We start from the raw sequence: 14,371 nt of genomic DNA, 5'->3' as shown, positions 1-14,371 counted from the left end.
GATACCACACGCTCAAGGAAAGGATGCACGAATGGCAAAGGAAATACTCAAAAAGTTTGCCGTGATAGCCGGCAACAAAAAAGCCGGGTCGCCGGCCGAAGATGAACATACCGCCGTCAATCCCATAAAAGAGATCTCGGGAAAGGCCGTCCACTGCCGCGAGGCTGTCAAAAAAGCGGAGGAGTATCTTCTGGCGCTCCAGAATCAGGATGGATTCTGGGTCTTCGAGTTGGAAGCGGACGTTACGATACCGTCGGAATACATCATGCTTCAACGGTTTCTCGGCAGGGAGATTTCAACGGAACTGGGAAAACGGCTGGAGAACTACCTACTGGACAGGCAATTGCCCGACGGCGGCTGGCCCCTCTACGCCGAGGACGGTTTTGCCAACATCAGCGCCACTATCAAGGCATACCTCGCCCTCAAAGTGCTGGGGCACTCACCCCAGACACCCCACATGATACGCGCTCGCCTTATGGTCCTCAGCCTCGGCGGAGCAGCCAAATGCAACGTGTTCACCCGTATCCTGCTGGCCCTGTTCGGCCAACTCCCCTGGCATACCCCGCCGGCAATGCCCGTGGAAATAGTGCTTCTCCCCCGGTGGTTTTTCTTCCACCTCAGCAAAGTATCCTACTGGTCGCGGACCGTCATCGTCCCACTGCTGCTGCTCTACGCCAGAAAGCCCGTGTGCCGGCTGCGGCCCGGAGAGGGGATTCCGGAGCTCTTCATTACCCCCCCCGACAAGCTGCGCAACCTGGATGGCTTCCAGCCGGGGGCCTGGCGAAAAAACGCCTTCATCATACTTGACCGCCTGCTGAAGCGTTGCAACCGTTTCATTCCTTCCGGCCTTCACCGGAGAGCCATTGCCGAAGCGGAAACATGGACAAGATCCCACATGCAGGGCAGCGGCGGGATCGGCGCCATTTTCCCGGCCATGGCCTACGCAGTCATGGCTCTCCGCGTTCTCGGCTGCGGGGAAGACGATCCCGACTATATCCGCGGATTACAGGCCGTGGACGACCTGCTCCAGCACCGGACCCCGCGGGAATCAAGCACCCCCGGCACGAGCGGCGCATGCGTAGACAGCGGGTCATCGGCGGCGCTCGCCATCGATCCCTCAGTCCACGCGGCAGCGGGCGGCATGGGAACCAGCAGCATCTGCCAGCCGTGCAATTCCCCGATCTGGGACACCTGCCTGAGCCTTTCGGCTCTCATGGAAGCGGGGCTGCCGCCGGACCACCCCGCAGTCAAACGGACTGTTGAATGGCTCTTGTCCCAGCAGATCCACTCCCCCGGAGATTGGTCGCTAAAGGTTCCCGACCTCGAAGGTGGAGGATGGGCTTTCCAATTCGAGAATTCTCTCTATCCAGACCTGGACGACACCTCCAAGGTCATCATGTCGCTCCTGCGGTGCGGAGCACTGGAAAATGAACTTTACCGCGACCGGATCGCCCGCGGCGTGAACTGGGTACTCGGGATGCAGAGCAGTGACGGGGGATGGGCCGCCTTCGACATCGACAACAACTACAACTACCTTAACGATATCCCGTTCGCCGACCATGGAGCGCTCCTGGACCCGAGCACATCGGACCTGACGGGACGTTGCATTGAACTGCTCTCCATGGCCGGTTTCGACAGGACGTTTCCGCCAATCGCACGGGGTATCAGTTTCCTCCGCTCGGAGCAGGAGGATACCGGTGCCTGGTTCGGCCGTTGGGGAGTAAACTATATCTACGGTACATGGTCGGTGCTGTCCGGCCTTGCTCAAGCCGGGGAAGACATGCAGCAACCCTATATCCGCAAGGCTGTGGGATGGTTGATGTCATGCCAGAACCACGATGGGGGGTGGGGAGAGACCTGCTATTCCTACGACGATCCTTCGCTGGCGGGTAATGGCGCGAGCACTCCGTCACAGACGGCCTGGAGCCTCCTGGGGCTCATGGCTGCGGGAGAAGTTCACAGCTTGCCCGTTCGGCGGGGGGTGCGCTACCTGCTCGACCACCAGAATCAATGGGGAACCTGGGAGGAGAAGCATTTCACCGGCACAGGCTTCCCGAGGGTCTTTTACCTGCGCTATGACGGATACCGCCACTTCTTCCCCCTGTGGGCGCTCGGAGTCTATTCCAGATTAAGCACAGGACAAAAGACCTGTCAGAATGAACGCCGCCATTCGACGCCCGGAGATCTCCACCTGCCTTGGCTGGAGCGAATCAAGGGATATAGTGGCCTTACTGCGGAGAAAACGCCTTAAGATACTCGCGCCGGAGCCGGTCGGCACCGGCGCTGGTAATGACACCCCACGGCAGCATCTCGTCTATGGGCATGCTCCGGTGGACGAGCAAATCAGTGTTGACGTCGAACTCCCGGGCTCCCCGTTTCCAGCTTCCCAGCTCTGCTGCGCGGAGCAGAAATTTTGACAGCCGCCGGTCCCCCCGCGAAAGAAGGGCCTGGAGGTAGGCATCCTTGGGGCTTTCGGCAATGAGCCGCACGTTGGAGAGCTTACCTATCGACTGCTGGAGGTACTTGAGTTTCTTCTCCAGGGATGGAACCTCCTCCATGCCGCACCACTGGAACGGTGTGAAGGGCTTGGGAACAAAGGGGTTCACAGACAGGATGATATCCCCGAGCCTCTTGTTTTTTTTCGCCGCGGCAATCACCCTCTCCCGGATTTTCCCCACGAGGAGGGCCATCTCCTCCAGATCGTCCATGGTTTCCGTGGGAAGACCGATTATGAAATAGAGCTTCAGGTTCAGGATGTCGTGGCCGATGAGGAGATCGCAGGCGGCAAGAATCTGCTCCTCGGTCAGGTTCTTGTTGATAAGGTCCCGTATCCGCTGGCTCCCCCCCTCCGGCGCCAGGGCCACGGTCTTGTGGCCGCTCGCCTTGAGCACCTCTATCATCCCCTCATCGAGACGATCGATGCGCAGCGACGACACCGACACCGCCCCCCCTTCAGCCAGGATGTGCCGGCAGAGGTCGCCAATCTCCCGGAAATCCGACACCGCTGCCCCCACGAGGCCGATCTTGCGCCGATACGTGAGCCCTTCGGCAACAGCGGCCTTCACTGCCTCGATGGACCGTTGCCGGTAGGGATGGTAGATGAAGCCGGCGGCGCAGAAGCGGCATCCCCGCCCGCACCCCCGGGAAACCTCAACGAGATACATGCCCGAGAACTCGGTGCCGGGGGTCAAAATCTCCGACACGGTGGCCCGGCCGTCCGGGTCGGCCATCCAGGACCGCGCCACCTGCTCCGGCGCCCCGCAAAGGGCCCGCCGCGACACCACCCGTGGGCCGTCGTACTCCATCTCATATAGTGAGGGAACGTAGATGCCGGGAAGCGCCGCAGCGCCCGCGAGGAACGAACCGCGGTCACCGGTCCCCTCCGAGCGGATGCGGTCCAGAAGCGGCGGCAAAATCGCCTCAGCCTCCCCGACACAGATAAAGTCCATGAAGTCGGCCACCGGTTCCGGGTTCAGGAAAAGGGCTGCTCCTCCCCCCATGACGAGGGGATGGGAGGCCGTCCTCTCCGCAGCAAGTGCAGGTATGGAGGCCAGATCGAAAATGACGGGAATATTCAGGTAATCGCTCTCGAAAGAGACCGAAAAGGCAACTATATCGAAGGATGAAAGGGGCTCCTGGGACTCCAGTGAAAGGAGGCTGGTGCCGCTGCGGCGATATTCCCGCAGATCGTCGGGGTCGGGGAGAAAGGCCCGCTCGCAGAGAATGTCGGGCTCGGCATTCAGCAGCGCATGGACCGCCTGGAAGCCGAGATTGCTCATGGCCACCGAGTACCGGTTCGGGTAGACGAGGCAGACCGTCAGCTTGCCGCCGCGGCGCTTGGGGGTGCTCCCTTCTTCCTGCTCCAGGAGGCGGCGGTATTTTTCAATGATTTTCCATGACATTGATTGAGGTTACCACGGGGGGGGACGATTCAGAAAGGGGAAAAAAGGCCCGGCACCCCCTGGAGGGGGTTAGTGGGGGTGCCGGGAAATGGCATGCAATGACGTTAATCCAAGGGTGCGGGGCGGCCGTGGGGAGGGTAAGGCCCCACGGCGCCCCTATTAAAACTAATCGACTGACTTTCTCAGAAAGGTCGGAATGTCGTACTGATCGTCCTCCTCGGTGAAGAACCCCTTCTGACGGTTGTAGGAAGGTTCGCGCTGCTGTTTTTCACGAATGAACGTGGGAATCTCACGGTTCACTTCCTGGCGGGGAGAGATGGGGTTGACGCTCTTGAGTTCCTGGCGCTGCTTCTCCACATCGAACCGGTCGCCAAAACCGGTTGCGATGGCGGTAACCTTCAGCTCATCGGCCAGCTCCTCATCAATGGTGACACCGATGATGATGTTGGCATCCTCGTGGACCTTCTCGTGAATGGTCCGGTTCACCGCCTCAAACTCATCCATGGTCATGGAAGATGACCCGGAGATGTTCACCAGAACCCCTTTGGCGCCGGAAATATCCACATCCTCCAGCAGCGGGCTGGAAATGGCTTTCAGCGCGGCCTCCACGGCGCGGTTCTCGCCGGCGGCGACGCCGATACCCATCATGGCCATGCCGCGCTCGCTCATGATGGCTTTCACGTCGGCGAAGTCCACGTTGATGAAACCGCTGGTGGTAATGAGGTCCGAGATCCCCTGAACCGCCTGGCGGAGCACATCGTCGGAAGGCTTGAAGGCATCGAGGATGGACATGGACTTGCCGGCAAGCCCGATAAGACGGTCATTGGGGATTACGATGAGGGAATCCACGTGCTTCTTGAGCTCCCGGATGCCGTCATCGGCCTTGGAAAGGCGCTGCTTCCCCTCGCGGGAAAACGGCTTGGTGACAACGCCCACCGTAAGGGCGCCGGCCTCTTTCGCAACTTCGGCGATAACCGGAGCGGCGCCGGTTCCGGTGCCGCCCCCCATGCCGGCTGCGATGAAAATCATGTCCGCGCCCTTAAGGATTTCGGCCAGTTGCTCCCGGTCCTCCAGGGCCGCCTCGCGCCCCCGTGTCGGATCAGCGCCTGCGCCGAGCCCCTTGGTGAGCTGACGGCCAATCTGAATCTTTATCGGAGCCTTGGAAATACGCAGGGCCTGCACGTCAGTGTTGGCCACGGCGAAGTCAACTCCCCCCACCTGGCTGGCGATCATTGTATTGACTGCGTTCCCCCCGCTGCCGCCGACGCCGATGACCTTGATCTTCGCACACTGATCGATGTTTTCGTCGAATTCGAACATACCCTACCCCCTTTTCCCTTTCTGTGTGTGTTTGGTTGTCATTGCAATTCAAAACAGAACATGAACGTATGAATAAAATATTTAAGGCATTTACTGCCGCCTGGCCTAGAAGAATTCCCCGAACCACTCCTTCATCCGCCGGGAAACCCGCCGGAAGAGGTTCTCGTCGGTCTGGGCCGTTGGGAATTCGCGGATTCCTACATTCTTGCTCCCATAGACCACGAGCCCTACGCCTGTTGCATAGACCGGCGAATTGACCACATCCACCAGGCCGCCGATCTGCTGGGGCATGCCGCGGCGCACGGGCAGGTTGAATACCTGCTCGGCCAACTCCGGCATCCCTTCCAGGATGGTGGTACCACCCGTGATAACCACGCCAGAGGCAATCATATCCTCAAAGCCGGATTTCAGTATCTCCCGGTTCACCAGGGTAAAGATTTCCTCCACCCGGGGTTCCAGTATTTCGGCCAGGAGCTGGCGGGAAAGGACCCGCGGCTTGCGGCCACCCACGCTCGGCACCTCGATGGTCTCTTCCTTGCCCACCAGCGACGCCATGCAGCAGCCGTACTTCTGCTTGATCTTCTCCGCCTCGGCCATGGGAGTCCGGAGCCCCACGGCAATGTCGTTGGTCAGATGGTTCCCCCCCAGCGACAGGACCGAGGTGTGCTTGATGGCGCCGTCAACGAAGATGGCGATATCGGTGGTGCCTCCACCGATGTCGACGAGGGCAACCCCAAGCTCCTTCTCGTCGGACGAGAGGACCGCCTCGGAGGAGGCCAACTGCTCGAGGACGATATCAGCTACGTCGAGCCCCGCGCGGTTGCACGCCTTCACGATATTTTGGGCGCTTGCAACAGCGCCGGTAACGATGTGAACCCTGGCTTCGAGCCTGACGCCGCTCATGCCTAGGGGCTCGCGGATGCCGTCCTGATCGTCAATGATGAATTCCTGGGGAAGGATATGGATAACTTCACGGTCCATGGGGATTGCTATTGCCTTGGCCGCATCAATAACCCGCTTCACGTCCTCCGAGGTGACTTCGCGGTTCTTGATGGCGATGACCCCCTGGGAGTTAAAACCCTTGATGTGCCCCCCGGCTATGCCGGCATAGACAGAGCGGATCTCGCAGCCGGCCATGAGCTCAGCCTCTGAGACCGCCTTCTTGATCGACTCAACGGTGCTCTCGATGTTTATCACTACACCCTTGCGCATTCCGCGCGACGGGCTGCTCCCGATTCCAACGATGTCGATACCGTCCTCGGTGACATTACCGACGATGGCACAGATTTTCGTTGTACCGATATCGAGTCCAACGATCAGGTTATCCCTTCGTGCCGACATAGTGTATCTCCCTTCCCCGCGTTATCCTTTTTTGACGATAATCTTGTCCTGGTAGTCGCAGTCGATGTACTCCACAGCTACCAGCTGTTCTTTCAGTTCCCCGTAAACCATGGCAAAACGGGCCAGCTTAGTATCGTAACCTTCTTTGCCGAGCCGCACCGGGACGCCGCCATCAGCAGTGAAGAGGGTCAGGCCGAATCCCTTGTCGATGTGAATCTCCGAAACATCGGCCAGGGTAAAATGCCGCCCTTTCTTCAAGATGTCCATGAGGGCCACGGCACCGGTCAAAAGTTCCTTCGTACCCTTGGGGTCCCGGGCCAGATCTTCTTCGGCAATACCGGTTATGACCGGGAAATTGAGGCTGTCACCCTGGGTGAGGGGCTTGAATACTTCGCCCTTCGCATCCATGTAGTAGAGGAACCCCATATTGACCACGGCCACCGGCTCCCGCTCCACCACAGCGACGCTGAGCGTGTGGGGGAAATAGCGGCGCACCTGCACAGTCTCGACCCAGGGATTCTTTGACAACTGCTCGCCGATACGGCTCAAACGCAGGCTGAGCATGGAATCGCCGGGTCTCACCCCGGTCAGCTCAACCACCTCGCCACGGGTCAGGTGCCTGAGTTTCGACACCTCGATGGCCTCCACCTGCAACACGGCCATCTCGTACTGTGAAGCAAACCTGTATCCCTCGTAGCCGCCAATCCCAACGACTGCAACAACCACCACACCGAACACGATGCGCATTCCCCAGGTGATGAACGGGCGCCAGTTGATGGGCTTTCGCTCCCTCTTCACCCGGTTGCGGCTTTTTTGTGGCGGCAGTATTCGAGTTTTTACGTGCAAGTCGCGCATGAATTCGGCCATCGGGGACCAGGGACCGGCAAAAGCAAACGACCAGTTCCACGTCCAGCGTTACCCCTGAAATTCCTATTCTGTTTTTGATCCCTGTGCCCGGTCTCCGGTCCCAGGTCCCTGAATTTTCAGTGAAGCTGAAATCAAAATCCGCTCCGCCAGCTCTTCGAAACCGATCCCCGCCTCCTTCTGGGCTATCTCCGGCAGGAGGCTCAAGGTTGTCATCCCCGGCAGGGTGTTCACTTCGAGAAGATAACACTCCCCCTCTTCGGTCACCAGGAAATCGACACGGCTGTAGCCGGCGCAACCCAGGGCGCGGTGGGCTTTTTCCCCTTCGGCAAGGAGCTTGCGGTACAGGTCGGCAGGGAGAACCGGCGGGCAGATATGTTCCGCCATGCCGTCGGTGTACTTGGCCTCGAAGTCGTAGAACTCCTTCTTCGGCACAATCTCGATGGCTCCCATGGCCCGGTCGTCAAGGATCCCCACCTGGATCTCCCGTCCCTTGACGAACTTCTCCACCAGCACCTCGTTGTCGTAGCGGAACGCGCTCTCCAGGGCGGCGGGGAGTTCTTCCGCCTTCTTCACGATGCTCACGCCAACCGACGATCCCTCCTGGGAAGGCTTCACCACCACGGGGAAGCCGAGGCCGGCAGCCATGGGATCGACGGTTTCGCCACGCACGAGCACCCGATGGGGGGTGATTGTCAGACCAGCGGCGGCAAAGGCCTGTTTGGCAAAGATTTTATTCATGGCCAGGGCGCTGGCAAGAACTCCCGATCCGGTATAGGGAATTCCCATCAACTCCAGGACTCCCTGGACCGCCCCGTCTTCACCGTAGCGGCCGTGGAGGCAGATGAAGGCAACGTCGATCCACTCACGGACCAGCGCCTGCGGCAAATCCCGGTCAACGTCAATGGCAATGGCGTCATATCCCCGGGCCAGAAGCGCCTTGTGTACCGCGGCCCCGCTGGATAGGGATACCTCCCGCTCTGCGGAAAGCCCACCCATAAGTACGCCGATCTTCTTGGTTTTCAGTTCATCGTTGGTCATCGTCTTCCCGCCTGCGCGCTCCTTGGAAGCATCTCCTTAATCACCCTTCACCAATAATCCTGACCTCTTCTTCAAGAGATATGCCGGTATTCCGCCTTACTTCATCCTTTATCAGCGCCGCCAGGGCAAGAAAATCGGCCGCCGTCGCATCTCCGCGATTTATCAGGAAATTGGCGTGTACCTCCGACACCTGCGCCCCCCCTATCCGAGTCCCTCGGAGCCCTGCCCCGTCGATTAACCGCCAGGCCGCCCCCCCCTCAGGGTTCTTGAAGAATGAGCCGGCGTTGGGATAGCCAACTTTTTGACTTTCAGCCCGGTGCGCCAGGTAACCGGCGATACGTTCACCGATTTTATCAGGATCGTCCGGTTCCAACCGGAAAGTCGCCCCGGCGATGATCTCTCCGGGTGCAAGCCGCACATGCCGGTAGCCATACTCAAGTTCGTCGCGCCGTACCTGCCGGAACGCCCCGTCCCGAACGGTAGTCAGCTCTTCCACATGATCGAGAATCGCTCCCCCCTGGGCGCCGGCGTTCATGGCAAGGGCTCCTCCGATCGTGCCCGGTATCCCGCAGAGGAATTCCAGGCCGCCAAGCCCCCGCTCCCTCAGATATCCCACGAGCATCTGGTTGGTTACCCCTGCCCCGGCCGAAACCTTCCCGCCGGGAAGGTGCGCCAACTCTCTGAAGCGTTCGAGGGAGACAACAACTCCCCGGACCCCCCCGTCACGGACCAGAAGATTGTACCCACCGCCAACCACAAAATGGGGGGTAGCGGTTTCAGCCAGAAGAGCAAGAAGTGTATCCAGGTCGCCCCGGTCAGCCGGGACAACGAAAAAATCGGCCGGCCCACCCACCTTCAGCGACGTATGGCGGGCCATCGGCTCGTCCCGGAGAATCGCCCCCTTCAATCGCTCGCTCAAAGCGCCATAAAGATCGTCATTCAAAGGACTAACCCTCGGATGCTCCCATTTTACGGAGCAGCGCCTCGCCGGTCTGCCAGATATTGCCCGCGCCAAGGGTAAGCACGATGTCGCCAGGCTGTACGACTTTAAGCAGGTGGCCCGGCAGCTCTTCCCTGTCGGCAACGTACGTCACATCCCGCTGGCCGTGCTTGCGGATCTCCTCGGCGAGCCGCTCCGCCGTCACCCCCTCGATGGGGGGCTCCCCGGCCGGGTAAATGTCGGTTAGCACAAGCACATCGGCATCGTAGAAGCAGGTAACGAATTCAGCGAACAGTTCTTTGGTCCGGCTGAACCGGTGGGGCTGGAAGGCCACCACGAGCCGCCGGTCGGGCCACCCCCCCTTGCCGGCCGCCAGGGTTGCCCGGATTTCGGCCGGATGATGCCCATAGTCGTCAACCACAGTGATGCCGTTCACCTCGCCTTTAACCTGGAAGCGCCGGCCAACGCCGCCGAACGTGGCAAACCCTTCCTGGATCTGGGTGAAGGGGACGTCCAGTTCCATGGCAACGGCGATGCACGCCAGGGCATTGAGCACGTTGTGGGCTCCGGGCATGGAAAAGGAAATCTCTCCCATCCGATATCCCTTGTAGTGGGCGACAAATGAAGTGGTTCCCCCTTCGAGGCGGACATGGGTAGCCCTGATGTCAGCCTGCGAGGAAAGGCCGTAGGTAACGAACCGCTTCTTCACCCGCGGCAGGATTTCGGCAACGTTTCGATCTTCAAGGCAAAGAACCGCAAGGCCGTAGAAGGGGATCTTGTTGATGAAATCGACGAAGGTGTCCTTTATCTGCTCGATTCCGCCGGTGTAGAAGTCCAGGTGATCGGCATCGATGTTGGTCACCACGGCAATGGTGGGTGAGAGCTTCAGGAACGAGCCGTCGGACTCGTCGGCCTCCGCCACCAGGAACTGCCCCTGGCCGAGCTTGGCGTTGGTGCCGAGGGTGTTGAGCTTGCCGCCGATGACGATTGTGGGGTCTATGCCGCCGTGGGTAAGGACCGTAGCCACCATGGAGGTGGTAGTGGTCTTCCCGTGGGTGCCGGCGATGGCAATGCCGTACTTCATCCGCATCAGCTCTGCCAGCATCTCGGCCCGTGGAATTACCGGAATCATCCGCCGCTTGGCCTCCACCACCTCGGGGTTGTCGTCATGGACCGCCGTTGAGGTAACCACCACGTCGACGGCGGTGATATTCTCGCGGGCGTGACCGAAGTATATCTCCCCGCCGAGAGACGCAAGGCGGTCAGTGGTGTCGGACTGCCTCAGGTCTGAGCCGGAAACCTTGTACCCCAGGTTCAGGAGCACCTCGGCAATACCGCTCATGCCGATGCCGCCGATGCCCACAAAGTGTATTCTCTCTATTTTCCCGTACATATTATTTCATTTCCCTCTTTATGGTTATCATTTCGTCAACTATCACCTGCGCCGCATCAAGCCGTGCAAGCCCCTGGGCAGCTTCGCCGACTGCTTTGAGCTGCGCAGGGTCGTTCATAAGCTCCCTGATGGCCTTCGCCAGCAACTCTGCCGAAAGCTCCTGCTCGGTCATGACGAAGCCGGCCCCGCATTTCAGCAGCGCCTCGGCATTACGCCGCTGGTGATCGTCAACGGCGTGGGGGTACGGGATGAAAATGCACGGCTTGCCACAGGCGGTCACTTCGGCGATGGTGGTGGCCCCTGCCCGGCAGACTACCAGATCGGCCCAGCGGTAGGCGTCCGCCATGGAATCGATAAAGGGGACCACATCGGCGCTGACCCCCTGCTCTTCGTAGACGGCGGTCACATCCTCCAGATCATTCTCACCGGTCTGGTGAGTCACTCTCAGGCGCCCTTTCATATCCTGCAAAAACTGGAGCGCTTCCCCCATGGTCACATTGATCCGGTGGGCGCCGGAACTGCCTCCGAACACCAGTAGATGAAAGGCGTCGTCGCTCCGCTCCTGTAGTGGAGCCAAGGCAACCTGCTCAAGTATCTGGCGGCGAAGCGGATTACCCGTGAGAAGGGTCCGCGCCTCGGGGAAAAAATCGCTCGATTCTTCAAGGGAGATAAAAACCCGTTCGGCCACCTTGGCCAGCATCTTGTTCGTGAATCCGGGAATAGCGTTCTGTTCGTGGATGAACCGCGGAATCTGCATCCCCCGGGCAGCCAGCAGCGCCGGCGCAGAAGCATACCCCCCTACCCCGAGAACCATGTCCGGCTTGAATTCTTTGAGAATTTTCCTGGACTGGGCATATCCGTAGAGAAATTTGGCAATCCCTTTGGCCCGGGCTACATTCCCCTTGCCGCGGATGCCGGCGGCGGTTATGCATTCGAGCCGGTAACCGAGCTTGGGAAGGACCCGCGCCTCTATTCCCTTCCAGGTCCCCACAAACAGGACCTCATTCCCTTTCTTGCGGGCAAGGAATTCCTCGGCCACCGCAATGCCGGGGAAAAGATGCCCGCCGGTCCCGCCTCCTGCAATCAGAAGTCTCATGGCGTCCCCTTCATCCGTGTCGACACGTTGAGGAGAATCCCCACCGCGAAAAGAGTTACTATAAGGGAACTACCGCCGTAGCTGATGAACGGAAGCGCCAGCCCTTTCGTGGGCAGGAGCCCCGTTACCACCCCCATGTTTACGAATGCCTGGATGCCGAGCAACGTCACAATCCCGAAGGCTAGAAAACGGCCGAAGGGGTCCTCGGACATGAGTGCCACCCGAACCCCACGAAGCACGAGCATCAGGAACATGGCCGCAATGACGATGACGCCGATGAGCCCAAGCTCCTCTCCCACCACCGAAAGGATAAAGTCGGTATGGGCCTCTGGGAGATAGAACATCTTCTGCTTCCCCTCGCCGAGCCCCTGGCCGATGACGCCGCCGTTACCGAAGGCAAGCCACGACTGGATAATCTGGAAGCCGGTATTGGTCGGATCCTCCCACGGGTTCAGATAGGCAAGGATGCGACGGCGCCGGTAATCCACGTTCATGACCAGAAAATAGAGAAACGGCAACGCCAGCACCACCATCCCGAGAATGTAACGGGGGCGTGTACCGGCGGCAAAAAGCATGATGATGGCCACGCCCCCCATGGTCAGGGCGGCGCCGAGGTCGTGCTGTTTGAGCAGAATCGCCAGGAGCACGGCCAGAAGCACCATGTAAGGAGCGAATCCGGTGGAGAAAAATTTCACCTTCTCCTGTTTTTTGTCGAGGGAATACGCCATGTACATTATCAGCGCTATCTTTGCCAGCTCCGACGGCTGAAAGTTGAAGCCCGGGAACCGGATCCAGCGGGACGCCCCCTTCGCTGCGCCGCCAATGCCCGGAATAAAGACCAGCAGCAGCAGCAACAGGCAGCCGAGGAGAATCGGGACCGCATACTCGCGCCACTGGCGGTAGTCGATCCGCATGGCGACAACCATGACCGCGAAACCCATCAGCGCGTAGATTCCCTGGCGCTTCAGGAAGTAGAACCCGTCATGGAACTTTTTGGTGGCCATGACAGACGAAGCCGAGTAGACCATTACCACACCGAAGCAGGTGAGGGCGACCGCCATGAGGAGGATGACCAAGTCATAGCGTTCGATTTTTTTCAGGTCGAAGTTCAGCTTCAAGGACGCTCTCCGGTGCCGAGGGCATTGACGGCGTCGCGAAAACGCCGGGCCCGTTCTTCGTAGTCACGGAACATATCGAAACTGGAGCAGGCCGGCGAAAAAAGGACCACGCCGCCGGGCTCCGTAAGCTGTGCTGCAAGCTCAACCGCTTCGTCCAGGGTTGTTGCCATACGTGTGTCGGTGAGGCTTCCCAGTTCCTGCGCCATCCGCTCCCTGGCTTCTCCGATAAGGATCATGTGGCGCACCCGTTCTTTCACCAGCGGGGCAAGTGGCGCGTAAGCCCCGCCCTTGTCCTTGCCGCCGGCAATGAGGGTGATGTCGGTGAAACTCGCCAGGGCCTTTTCGACGCTCCCCACATTGGTGGCCTTGCTGTCTTCGTAGTAGCGCACGCCGTCCAGCTCACGAACCAGCTCCATCCGGTGGGGTAGTCCGGCAAAGCCTTCAACGGCCGCCAGGGCCTGAGTGGCATCGCACCCGAGAAGCAGCGTCGAGGCAAGGGCGGCCATGATGTTTTCGATATTGTGCACGCCGGTAATCCGGAACCGTCCGGTTGGAAAACGCTCCTCACGCCCCTGGTGACGGAAGGTGATGACGCCGTCCCGGTGGAAGATTCCCTCGTCGAGTTCTTTACGCTGGCTCATGGGGAAGACGGCGGCGGCAAGCCCGGTCTGCAAGGACGCCACCAGAGGATCATCAACGTTAAGCACGGCATAATCCGTTGCGGACTGGTTCTCGAAAATCCGCACCTTGGCATCGATGTAGTCCTGGAACGTGGGATACCGGTCCAGATGGTCCTCGGTGATATTGAGCAGCACGGCAACCCGGGGGCGGAATGTGGTGATCCACTCCAGCTGGAAGGAGCTGATCTCCACGACAACCCTCTCCACCTCCTCGCCTTCTTCGACCAGTTCGACAAGGGGATTACCGATGTTGCCCCCCACGAAGGTCCGGTAGCCGCAGGCTTTGAAGATCTCACCGGTCAGGGTCGTAGTGGTCGTCTTGCCGTTGGTGCCGGTGATGGCCACCACCGGAGCGGCAATGAACCGCGACGCGAGCTCAATCTCGGTGATTACCTCCCGGCCCGCCTGCCGTGCAGCTTCAAGGTAGGGGCTCTCCTGGGGCACGCCGGGGCTGACCACCACCGTGTCGGCAGCGGCAAAGTCCGCCTCGTCATGGCGTCCCAGAACATAGCGCAAATCAAGCCCTGCCAGCTCTCCGAGGGGCCCGGAAAGGGCCGCTTCATCCCGAAGGTCCGTCACGGTCACCCGAGCCCCGTTTTTCGCCAGGAAGCGCGCTACTGCGACTCCCGTACGGGCAAGGCCTGCGACCAGTATGTTTTTCCCTGTAATTTCCATG

General features: G+C 59.9%; 11 protein-coding genes. 1 reads left to right on the top strand and 10 read right to left on the bottom strand.

From position 1 onward, the window contains the following. Positions 1-31 precede the first annotated feature (31 nt). Positions 32-2,251 carry a squalene--hopene cyclase gene (gene shc / locus JZM60_RS07780; RefSeq protein ID WP_207165120.1) on the top strand — a complete coding sequence of 740 codons (2,220 nt, stop codon included), beginning with the start codon at positions 32-34 and terminating at the stop codon, positions 2,249-2,251. Here shc and JZM60_RS07775 read toward each other — a convergent pair. From JZM60_RS07775 to murD, 10 genes are all read right to left on the bottom strand, one after another. Further along, the gene (locus JZM60_RS07775) at positions 2,229-3,902 is read right to left on the bottom strand and encodes a radical SAM protein (protein WP_207165118.1); all 1,674 of its coding nucleotides are present in this window, start codon (positions 3,900-3,902) and stop codon (positions 2,229-2,231) included. The two genes, shc and JZM60_RS07775, sit on opposite strands and share 23 nt — an antisense overlap. A 165-nt stretch (positions 3,903-4,067) precedes the next feature. Further along, positions 4,068-5,222: a cell division protein FtsZ gene (gene ftsZ / locus JZM60_RS07770; protein WP_207165116.1), complete on the bottom strand. Its 1,155-nt coding sequence runs from the start codon at positions 5,220-5,222 to the stop codon at positions 4,068-4,070. Positions 5,223-5,327: 105 nt separating this feature from the next. After that, complete coding sequence (gene ftsA / locus JZM60_RS07765) at positions 5,328-6,563, bottom strand: cell division protein FtsA (RefSeq protein ID WP_207165114.1); 1,236 nt, start codon at positions 6,561-6,563, stop codon at positions 5,328-5,330. 21 nt (positions 6,564-6,584) lie between these two features. Beyond that, a complete protein-coding gene (locus JZM60_RS07760) occupies positions 6,585-7,418 on the bottom strand; it encodes a cell division protein FtsQ/DivIB (RefSeq protein WP_207165113.1) in 834 nt (277 codons plus the stop codon). Positions 7,419-7,493: 75 nt separating this feature from the next. Continuing rightward, the gene (locus tag JZM60_RS07755) at positions 7,494-8,468 is read right to left on the bottom strand and encodes a D-alanine--D-alanine ligase (RefSeq protein ID WP_207165112.1); all 975 of its coding nucleotides are present in this window, start codon (positions 8,466-8,468) and stop codon (positions 7,494-7,496) included. A gap of 40 nt (positions 8,469-8,508) precedes the next feature. Beyond that, positions 8,509-9,411, bottom strand: coding sequence for a UDP-N-acetylmuramate dehydrogenase (murB, locus tag JZM60_RS07750; protein WP_207165110.1), 903 nt, complete (start codon positions 9,409-9,411; stop codon positions 8,509-8,511). Between the two features lie 4 nt (positions 9,412-9,415). Beyond that, positions 9,416-10,801: a UDP-N-acetylmuramate--L-alanine ligase gene (gene murC, locus JZM60_RS07745; protein ID WP_207165107.1), complete on the bottom strand. Its 1,386-nt coding sequence runs from the start codon at positions 10,799-10,801 to the stop codon at positions 9,416-9,418. Between the two features lies 1 nt (position 10,802). Beyond that, positions 10,803-11,897: an undecaprenyldiphospho-muramoylpentapeptide beta-N-acetylglucosaminyltransferase gene (gene murG / locus JZM60_RS07740; RefSeq protein ID WP_207165105.1), complete on the bottom strand. Its 1,095-nt coding sequence runs from the start codon at positions 11,895-11,897 to the stop codon at positions 10,803-10,805. After that, entirely contained in the window at positions 11,894-13,015 is a 1,122-nt protein-coding gene (gene ftsW / locus JZM60_RS07735; protein WP_207165103.1) for a putative lipid II flippase FtsW, read from the bottom strand. Before ftsW ends, murG begins: the two co-directional genes overlap by 4 nt. Next, on the bottom strand, positions 13,012-14,370 hold the full coding sequence (gene murD / locus JZM60_RS07730; protein ID WP_207165102.1) for a UDP-N-acetylmuramoyl-L-alanine--D-glutamate ligase: 1,359 nt from the start codon (positions 14,368-14,370) through the stop codon (positions 13,012-13,014). The genes ftsW and murD overlap by 4 nt, the downstream gene beginning before the upstream one ends. Position 14,371: the final 1 nt, after the last annotated feature.

The sequence above is a fragment of the Geobacter benzoatilyticus genome, from assembly GCF_017338855.1.
GTDB classification, from domain to species: Bacteria; Desulfobacterota; Desulfuromonadia; order Geobacterales; family Geobacteraceae; genus Geobacter; species Geobacter benzoatilyticus.
The sequence above is the reverse complement of the archived record's forward strand: the minus strand, read 5'-3'. Positions and strand labels throughout refer to the sequence as shown.